Here is an 8,330-nt window from a genome sequence, read left to right as displayed (position 1 = left end):
GCACATCGTTGTTTAATTTACAAGGTACAATCTGCTGTTTTTAAAGAGTTTTCACAACTTTTCGTCGTTCTTAACCGCTCATCAACAGCTTATTTAGTATATCAAAACCAGAAGCGTTTGTCAAGAACTTTTTTCGATTTATTTTTCAATCAATTTTCGTTCATCGACTCGATTCTATTTTGACCGCTGTCGAAACAGCTTATTCAGAATACCAAACTTTTCACCGTTTGTCAAGAACTTTTTTCAAATTCTTTTTGGTACGCTGAACCGCTGTTTGAAAACAGCCTATTTAGAATACCATCGTCCCCCTGTTTTGTCAATAACTATTTTTCATTTTTCTGCATTTTATGCAAACCCTTGAGATACCGCCGTAAATCTGCTATACTGAATATATTATATAAAGATTTGTGAAGAGAAAAAGGAGGTGTCGGCTTGCCTATCAAGATAGCCGACAGTCTGCCGGCACGCGCCGTATTGGAAAGCGAAAACATTTTCGTTATGACCGAACACCGTGCCGCGACACAGGACATTCGTCCTCTTCGCATCGGTTTGCTCAACCTGATGCCATTGAAAATCATTACCGAAACCCAGATCCTGCGCTGTTTATCCAACACGCCGATCCAGATCGAGGTCGATCTGATCCAGACCGAAACGTACCATTCCAAAAATACGCCGGAGGATCATCTTCTCACCTTCTACAAGACGTTCGACGATATCCGCGACCAGAAATATGACGGTTTTATCATCACCGGTGCGCCGGTAGAGACCATGCCGTTTGAGGAAGTCGAATACTGGAAGGAACTGACCGAGATCATGGACTGGACTAAAACGCACGTTCATTCCACGCTGCACATCTGCTGGGGGGCGCAGGCCGGTCTGTATTATCACTACGGTATTCCGAAGTACATGCTGCCCGAAAAAATGTCCGGTATTTTCAAGCACCATGTTCTGCTGCCGAAGGAGCCGCTGCTGCGCGGCTTTGATGATATCTTCTGCGCACCGCACTCGCGCCACACCGAGGTGCGTGCCGCCGACATCCGCAAAAACGATCGTCTGACCATTCTCGCGGAGTCGCACGAAGCCGGTGTGCACATCGTAGAGGCAATGAACGGCCGTCAGATCTTTGTGCTGGGCCACGGCGAGTACGACGCCGACACGCTCAAAAAGGAGTATGAGCGTGATCTGGCTAAAGGCATGAACCCGGAGTTGCCGCGTCATTACTTCCGCAACGATGATCCCAACGAGGACGTACTGGTGACCTGGAAGGCACATGCCAACCTGTTTTACACGAACTGGGTCAACTACTATGTTTACCAGACCACGCCGTATTATCTGGACAAAATGTAAGCAAAAAGCCGCTCTCCGACCGGAGAACGGCTTTTTTGACGCACAGAAAAGGGAGCGCCCGCTCTGGCACTCCCTTTTTGTCATTCTTCTTCTCGTGCTTCGTCCGCCATGCCGACCAGATGGCACAGTGTCATCAGGCTGTCCGACAGATGCACGTTTTCGACCGGAACGCCCAGTCCCTCCAAATGAAGGTCCTCGCCGGTGAAATTCCACAGACCGCGGATACCGCGCTCTACCAGACCGTGTGCGATACGCGGAGCATCTCCGCGCGGAATGGTGAGCACCGCCACATCCGGCTTGTTGCGCTCAATAAACTCCGCAAGCGTATCCGCGCTGCGTACCTCATGGCCGCCAAAGCGCTGACCGATGAGCTGCGGATTTGCGTCAAACGCACACAGCAGCTCAAAGCCGCTGGCAGAAAAGTTAAAGTTATTAAGCAGTGCACGACCGAGGTTGCCGGCACCCAGCAGAATCGCCGTGCGGCCGGTCCGCAGACCCATGATCGCACCCAGCTCCTCCTGCAGTTTGTCGATATTATAGCCGTAGCCCTGCTGACCAAAGCCGCCGAAGCAGTTAAAGTCCTGACGAATCTGCGAAGCGGTCAGTCCCATGCGCTCTGCCAGTGCTTTGGAGGAGATACGCTGCTCCCCTTCAGCCTTCAGCTCACAAATATTCCGATAATAGCGAGGCAATCGCTGAATTACCGCTTTGGAAACCTCTTGCTTGCGTTCCACAGAACCTCTCCCTCTCTCAAATTCTATTCTCGTGTAAATTACAGCTTAGCGATGGTATCCAGCACATAGTCGGTAAATTCCTGCGCAGTTGCACCGGTATCACGACCGGTAACAACAACCTTGCGCTCCTCTACCATGCAGATATCAAGTGCGCGGTCGAGCTTCTTTGCCAGTTCGATTTCACCGATGTGCTCAAGCAGCATAACGGCTGCACGCAGTACGGAGGACGGATCCGCGTACTTTGCGCGGCCTTCCTGTACCATACGCGGCGCAGAGCCATGAATTGCCTCGAACATCGCATAGCGCTTGCCGATATTGGCAGAGCCTGCCGTACCGACACCGCCCTGAATCTCAGCGGCCTCGTCGGTGATGATGTCGCCGTACAGGTTCGGCAGTACAACGACCTTAAAGTCGCGGCGGCGCTTGTCGTCGAGCAGCTTTGCGGTCATGATGTCGATGTACCAGTCATCAAACTGTACTTCCGGATACTCCTTGGCTACCTTCTGGCAGGTATCGAGGAACTTGCCGTCGGTGGTTTTGATGATATTCGCCTTGGTGACGCAGGAAACGCGGTTCTTGCCGGTCTTGCGTGCATAGTCGAAGGCCAGACGAGCGATACGCTCGCAGCCCTGCGAGGTAGCTACGGTAAAGTCGATGAACAGATCGTCATCAATCTGTACGCCCTGAGAGCCGACAGCGTAGCCGCCCTCGGTGTTCTCGCGGTAGAACGTCCAGTCGATACCCAGCTCCGGCACCTTTACCGGGCGCACGTTGGCAAACAGGTCGAGAGCCTTGCGCATTGCAACGTTTGCGGACTCTACGTTCGGCCACGGATCGCCCTTGCGCGGGGTCGTGGTGGGGCCCTTCAGGATAACGTGGCACTTCTTCAGCTCTTCCATAACGTCGGGCGGGATAGCACAGCCGAGCTCGGCACGGCGCTCGATGGTCAGACCGTCGATCACGCGGAACTCTACCTTACCGGCCTTTACCTTGTCCGCCAGCAGAACCTCCAGCGCGTGCTGGGCCATGCCGGTGATCATCGGACCGATGCCGTCGCCGCCGCACACGCCGATGATCAGCTTGTCCAGCTTGGAGTAATCAATAAAATCGTCCTGCGCCTTCATATCCATGATACGCTTGCGCTGGCTCTCTACAACTGCCTCAAATTTATCCAGAACAGACTGGTCGATAGACATGGTTTTGTCCTCCTACACCATTGATATTATTTTAACAAAAGAAAATATGGCTGTCAAGTCCGACCGGAGAACCCGCCTGGCTCTCCGGTCGGCATAACGTCTTGACTTACTTGCTCTGCTGACGTGCGTACAGCAGCGTGCCGCCTGCAAGCAGTGCGTGACGCTGGCGCTCGGAAACCTCACAGTCGGCCTTGAAGGTCTTGCCGCCGCAAACAACGGTGACCTGCTTGCCGTTTTTCACTTCCTCGAGCACGTTCGGCAGAGAGATTTCATCCAGCAGATTGATTGCATCGTAGTCCGCCGGATCGGCAAAGGTCAGCGGGATGATACCGGAGTTGACCAGATTTGCCTTGTGAATTCGTGCGAAGGACTTGCACAGTACGGCCTTTACGCCCAGATACAGCGGAACGAGCGCTGCATGCTCACGGGACGAGCCCTGACCGTAGTTTGCGCCGCCGACAATCACGCCGCCGCCCTGCTCCTTGCAGCGGGACGGGAACTCCGGATCGACGTTGATAAAGCAGTAGTTGGAGTAGTACGGCACGTTCGAGCGGTACGGCAGCAGCTTTGCGCCGGCCGGCAGGATGTGGTCGGTGGTGATGTTGTCCTCAGTCTTGAGAACAACCTTGCCGGTGTAGGATGCCTCGAGCGCCTTGCCCAGCGGGAAGGGCTTGATGTTCGGGCCGCGAACGACCTCAACCTCAGCCGGATTCTCGGCCGGCTTTACGATCATGTTGTCGTTGATGGTGAAATGCTCAGGCATTTCGATCTGCGGCATCTCGCCGAGGGTACGCGGATCGGTCAGCACACCGGTCAGTGCAGACGCTGCTGCAACCTCCGGCGATACGAGGAAGATCTGTGCATCCTGGGTGCCGGAACGGCCCTCAAAGTTGCGGTTAAAGGTACGCAGCGATACGCCGCCGGACTCTGGCGACTGGCCCATGCCGATGCAGGGACCGCAGGCGCATTCGAGGATACGAGCGCCTGCAGAGATGATATCTGCCAGAGCGCCGTTCTGCGCCAGCATATTGAATACCTGCTTGGAGCCGGGGCTGATGGTCAGAGAAACCTCCGGGCTTACGGTCTTGCCCTTGAGGATGGAAGCAACCTTCATCATGTCGTAGTAAGACGAGTTGGTGCACGAACCGATGCAGCACTGGTTTACCTTGATCTCGCCGATCTCGGATACCTTTTTGACGTTATCCGGCATGTGCGGCATAGCTGCCAGCGGCTCGAGCGCGGACAGGTCTACGGTGTACTCCTCGTCATACTCTGCGTCCGGGTCGGAGGACAGCGGTACCCATACGTCGCCGCGGCCCTGTGCTTCGAGGAACTTCTTGGTTGCCTCGTCGGACGGGAAGATCGAGGTGGTAGCACCCAGCTCAGCGCCCATATTGGTGATGGTGGCGCGCTCCGGTACGGACAGGGTCTTTACGCCCTCGCCTGCGTACTCTACGATCTTGCCGACGCCGCCCTTGACGGTCATCTGGCGCAGTACGTCCAGAATAACGTCCTTCGCAGATACCCACGGAGACAGCTTGCCGGTCAGATTGACGCGGACCATCTTCGGCATCGGAATGTAGTACGCCCCGCCGCCCATAGCGACTGCAACGTCCAGACCGCCGGCACCGAACGCCAGCATGCCGATGCCGCCGCCGGTCGGCGTATGGCTGTCCGAGCCGATCAGGGTCTTGCCCGGTGCGCCGAAGCGCTCCAGATGCACCTGATGGCAGATGCCGTTGCCTGCCTTCGAGTAGTAGATACCGTGCTTCTTAGCGACAGAACCGATATATTTGTGGTCGTCCGCATTCTCGAAGCCGGACTGCAGGGTATTGTGGTCAATGTAAGCGACCGAACGCTCGGTCTTGACCTGATCGACGCCCATCGCCTCAAACTGGAGATAAGCCATCGTGCCGGTGGCATCCTGCGTCAGCGTCTGATCGATCTTAAGGCCGATCTCCTGACCCAGTGCCATTTCGCCGTCTACCAAGTGCGCTTTCAAAATCTTCTGCGCGATTGTCATACCCATGTGTGTTTCCTTCGCTCCTTTATGTCCCGACGCGAAAGTCTTTCGCTTTCGCGCCCCATTCTCGTCAGAATGGGTGGTTGCGGCTTCCACAGCCTTCTCCACGGTGCAGCTTGCACCGTGCCCCAAAAAACAAAAATAGAAGTGGTGTTCGCATACACGAAACCACTTCTATTTTACAACATTCTATCGGTTTTGCAAAGCACTTTTCACCGCAGTGATTTGAAAAAGTTAAAGCCTTTTTCTGCGTTTTTTCAGCAGAATTACTGTTTTCGGCAGAAAGTCACTTGTATTTGTCGAAAAAGCGGTTTCGCAGCAGTTCAACTCACTTGTTCTCCTGCCATGTACCTTCCTCGGTCACTTCGATGACGCTGCTGGTCATATCCAGCTTGCGGTTTTCAAACGCTTCGCGGTTGTTCTCGTAGATGAGACGCAGACCCTCGAGCGTCAGGTTTGGGTCCACATCGTCGATGAGGTCGCAGTATTCCGCCATCATGCGGCCCATGCCGCCGGTAGCGACTACTCTTGCCTTGCCGCCCAGTTCTTTCTGGATATCCGTGATGATGCCGGTCAGCGCGCCGACATAGCCGCGCACCGCACCGGACTGCATGGACTGCACAGTGGTCTTGCCGATGGCATTCTCCGGCCGCTCAATGTCCACGCGCGGCAGCTTGGAGGCCTTGAGGAACAGCGCTTCCATCGCCACCTTCAGACCCGGGAAAATCGCGCCGCCCTGATATGCGCCGTTCTCGTCGATGGCATCAAAGGTGGTTGCCGTGCCGATATCCACGATGATGAGCGGCTTGCCGTACTTGCGAACCGCAGAAACCGCGTTGACCAGTCGGTCCGCGCCGACCTCGCGCGGGTTGGCATAGCAATTTTCAATGCCGATATCCGCATCGCGGCCTGCAATGACCGGCTGCACGAACAGATACTTGCGGATGGCGTTAATGAGCGTGTACATCACCGGCGGCACTACGGACGCGATAACGACCGCAGTCGTATCCGCACAGGCGATATCGTGAAAGTGATAATACTGCGCGATCAACATGCCCAGCTCATCCGAGGTGCGCTCGGAATTGGTGGAAATGCGGAACGAGCCGCGCAGCTTGTCTCCGTCATATAAACCGAACACCATGTTGGTGTTGCCTACGTCGATTGCTAAAAGCATAATGTTCTCCTAATTTTCTATTTCTCTTACAGACTCTCTTTTCGCAGCAGACTGCCGTCCTCATCGACTAGCTCGAGCAGCGTAGTCCGTCCGTTCTCGACAGTCAGCCGAGCATAGCTGGCCGGGCCGCCGCGCGGCAGGCTGATGCTGCCCGGATTGCACACCCAGAGTCCGTTCTCCCGCTCGAGCATCATGCGGTGCGTATGCCCGAAAAAAGCAAGCGCGCAGTGCTCCTCGTAAGCCCGCTGCGGCACAATGCCGCTCGACAGCATGCCGACACGCTCACGGTGGCCGTGCGTGATATAAATCCGCACGCCGCCCGGTGTCACAACCGCATTCAGCGGCACATCGGGATCAAAATCGTTGTTGCCCCGCACGCGGTAGATCGGCATGGCCGGGAACACGCGCTCGATCTCGCGAGCATCCTCGGCATGATCGCCTAAGTGAATGACCGCATCCGGTTCTTCCCTGTCTACCGCAAAGGCCATTGCCATGTTATAGCCGTGGGAATCTGCAAATATCAGCACTTTCATGTTGTTCCCTCTCTCTGCGCCGCACATATAGCTGTATTTTACACCGAGTATCCCGCGATGTAAAGTAATTTTCTTGCGATCAGCCACAATTTATTTCCCTGTGCACACACTTCTCCCCCCGGCGGCATATACTGTCATGAAACAACTTCTTATGAGAGAGGACGGGACGCGAATGAATCAGAACGAACTGCTCCGCAGACTTGCGGCACAGGCCGGTGGAGACGCGGCGCTCGAACGGCTTTCCGGTGCGCTCGGCACCGCAGACGGCAGGCGTGCGGTCGAGCAGCTGTCCGCACAGCATGCCGCTGAGCTGGAACAGGCCGCAAAAGCCGCGCAAAGAGGTGACATGCGCAGCGCAGCACAGGCAGCGCAAAAACTCATGCAGACACCCGAGGGTGCGCGGCTTGCCGCTCAGCTTCGGCACATTTTCGGCAAATAAGGAGGCGTTTGGATGGAAAATGATATGCTTTCCTCGCTGCTGAACGACCCGGAGACACTGCAGAACGCGATGAAAACCGTGTCCGACCTGCTCGGCGGTCAGCCGTCCGCACAGGCAGAGCCGCAGAGCACCTACGATCCGGCCTCCGAAATGATGCAGAAGGCGCTTCCGGTCATCGGCGCGATCGCGCAGAGCGGGCAGAATGCCGTAAAACCGGAAAAACGTGCACTGCTCGGTGCGCTCAAGCCGTTCGTTGCCGAGGAGGTCTCCGGCCAGTTCGACCGTGCCCTCCGTCTGGTCAGCATGGCGCGGATGGCGCGCGCGGCACTCGGACAGGTGAACCGCTCTGCAGACGATACCGCGCCGCGAGCCTTATAGGAGGTGCTGACCCATGTATAACCGCTATCTTGCTGCCGCAGAGCAGACCGCACCGGAAACAAACGAACCGCCGCAGAGCAGCACCTTTTCCGGTCTCGGACGCACGCTGAATGAGCGTCTGCAGGGTGTCCGGCTGGACATGGATACTATGATCGCCCTGCTCATCGTGTGGTTCCTGCTGATGGACGATGACGGCGTGGTGGATTGGGAACAATTTCTGCTCACCGCCGCCCTGCTCCTGTTTGGGCTGTGAGTACATGAAAAAAACTGCCGCACGGTTGATGTGCAGCAGTTTTTTATTGCATTCGCGTGCAATAATTGAGAATGAGCGCTATCCTTGCGCGGCTCTGTCCGCGCTGCCGAGATTTCTTGCAATACGGCAAGTATTGCAAGAAACCGCGCCTCATCAGTACGCAGAATTTATTCGCAAACCGCTCTTGTTCCATTATGCGGTATTGCCTAAATCCGCGCCTTCGGCGCGCACATTCATTTTCCATTCTCCATTT

General features: G+C 55.7%; 9 protein-coding genes. 4 read left to right on the top strand and 5 right to left on the bottom strand.

The genetic code is table 11. The annotated features are described in order from the left end of the window. Positions 1 to 432: 432 nt before the first annotated feature. The gene (metA, locus tag DW724_RS13240) at positions 433 to 1,347 is read left to right on the top strand and encodes a homoserine O-acetyltransferase MetA (protein WP_118761795.1); all 915 of its coding nucleotides are present in this window, start codon (positions 433 to 435) and stop codon (positions 1,345 to 1,347) included. Positions 1,348 to 1,427: 80 nt separating this feature from the next. Here metA and DW724_RS13235 read toward each other — a convergent pair whose 3' ends face one another. The 5 genes from DW724_RS13235 to DW724_RS13215 form a co-directional block, all read right to left on the bottom strand. Beyond that, on the bottom strand, positions 1,428 to 2,081 hold the full coding sequence (locus DW724_RS13235) for a redox-sensing transcriptional repressor Rex (RefSeq protein ID WP_118761794.1): 654 nt from the start codon (positions 2,079 to 2,081) through the stop codon (positions 1,428 to 1,430). Positions 2,082 to 2,119: 38 nt separating this feature from the next. Next, entirely contained in the window at positions 2,120 to 3,277 is a 1,158-nt protein-coding gene (locus tag DW724_RS13230; RefSeq protein WP_117751932.1) for an isocitrate/isopropylmalate family dehydrogenase, read from the bottom strand. Positions 3,278 to 3,383: 106 nt separating this feature from the next. Beyond that, positions 3,384 to 5,306, bottom strand: a complete 1,923-nt coding sequence (locus DW724_RS13225) for an aconitate hydratase (protein ID WP_118761793.1) — start codon at positions 5,304 to 5,306, stop codon at positions 3,384 to 3,386. A gap of 322 nt (positions 5,307 to 5,628) precedes the next feature. After that, positions 5,629 to 6,474 carry a type III pantothenate kinase gene (locus DW724_RS13220; protein ID WP_118564595.1) on the bottom strand — a complete coding sequence of 282 codons (846 nt, stop codon included), beginning with the start codon at positions 6,472 to 6,474 and terminating at the stop codon, positions 5,629 to 5,631. A 26-nt stretch (positions 6,475 to 6,500) separates the two neighbouring features. Next, a complete protein-coding gene (locus tag DW724_RS13215; protein ID WP_158580355.1) occupies positions 6,501 to 7,007 on the bottom strand; it encodes a metallophosphoesterase family protein in 507 nt (168 codons plus the stop codon). 172 nt (positions 7,008 to 7,179) lie between these two features. Here DW724_RS13215 and DW724_RS13210 point away from each other — a divergent pair, with 172 nt between their 5' ends. From DW724_RS13210 to DW724_RS13200, 3 genes are read left to right on the top strand one after another with little or no spacing between them, the layout of a single operon-like run. Then, positions 7,180 to 7,446 (top strand): hypothetical protein, encoded by a 267-nt coding sequence (locus DW724_RS13210; protein WP_118729698.1) that lies wholly within the window; start codon positions 7,180 to 7,182, stop codon positions 7,444 to 7,446. A gap of 12 nt (positions 7,447 to 7,458) precedes the next feature. Continuing rightward, positions 7,459 to 7,824, top strand: coding sequence for a hypothetical protein (locus DW724_RS13205; RefSeq protein ID WP_118761791.1), 366 nt, complete (start codon positions 7,459 to 7,461; stop codon positions 7,822 to 7,824). 13 nt (positions 7,825 to 7,837) lie between these two features. After that, a complete protein-coding gene (locus tag DW724_RS13200) occupies positions 7,838 to 8,077 on the top strand; it encodes a hypothetical protein (protein WP_118360973.1) in 240 nt (79 codons plus the stop codon). The last annotated feature ends 253 nt before the right edge of the window (positions 8,078 to 8,330 follow it).

The sequence above is a fragment of the Butyricicoccus sp. AM27-36 genome, assembly GCF_003480945.1.
In the GTDB taxonomy this organism is placed as follows: Bacteria; Bacillota; Clostridia; order Oscillospirales; family Butyricicoccaceae; genus Agathobaculum; species Agathobaculum butyriciproducens.
Note: the sequence above shows the minus strand (reverse complement) of the source record. Positions and strands in the feature narration are given on the sequence as shown.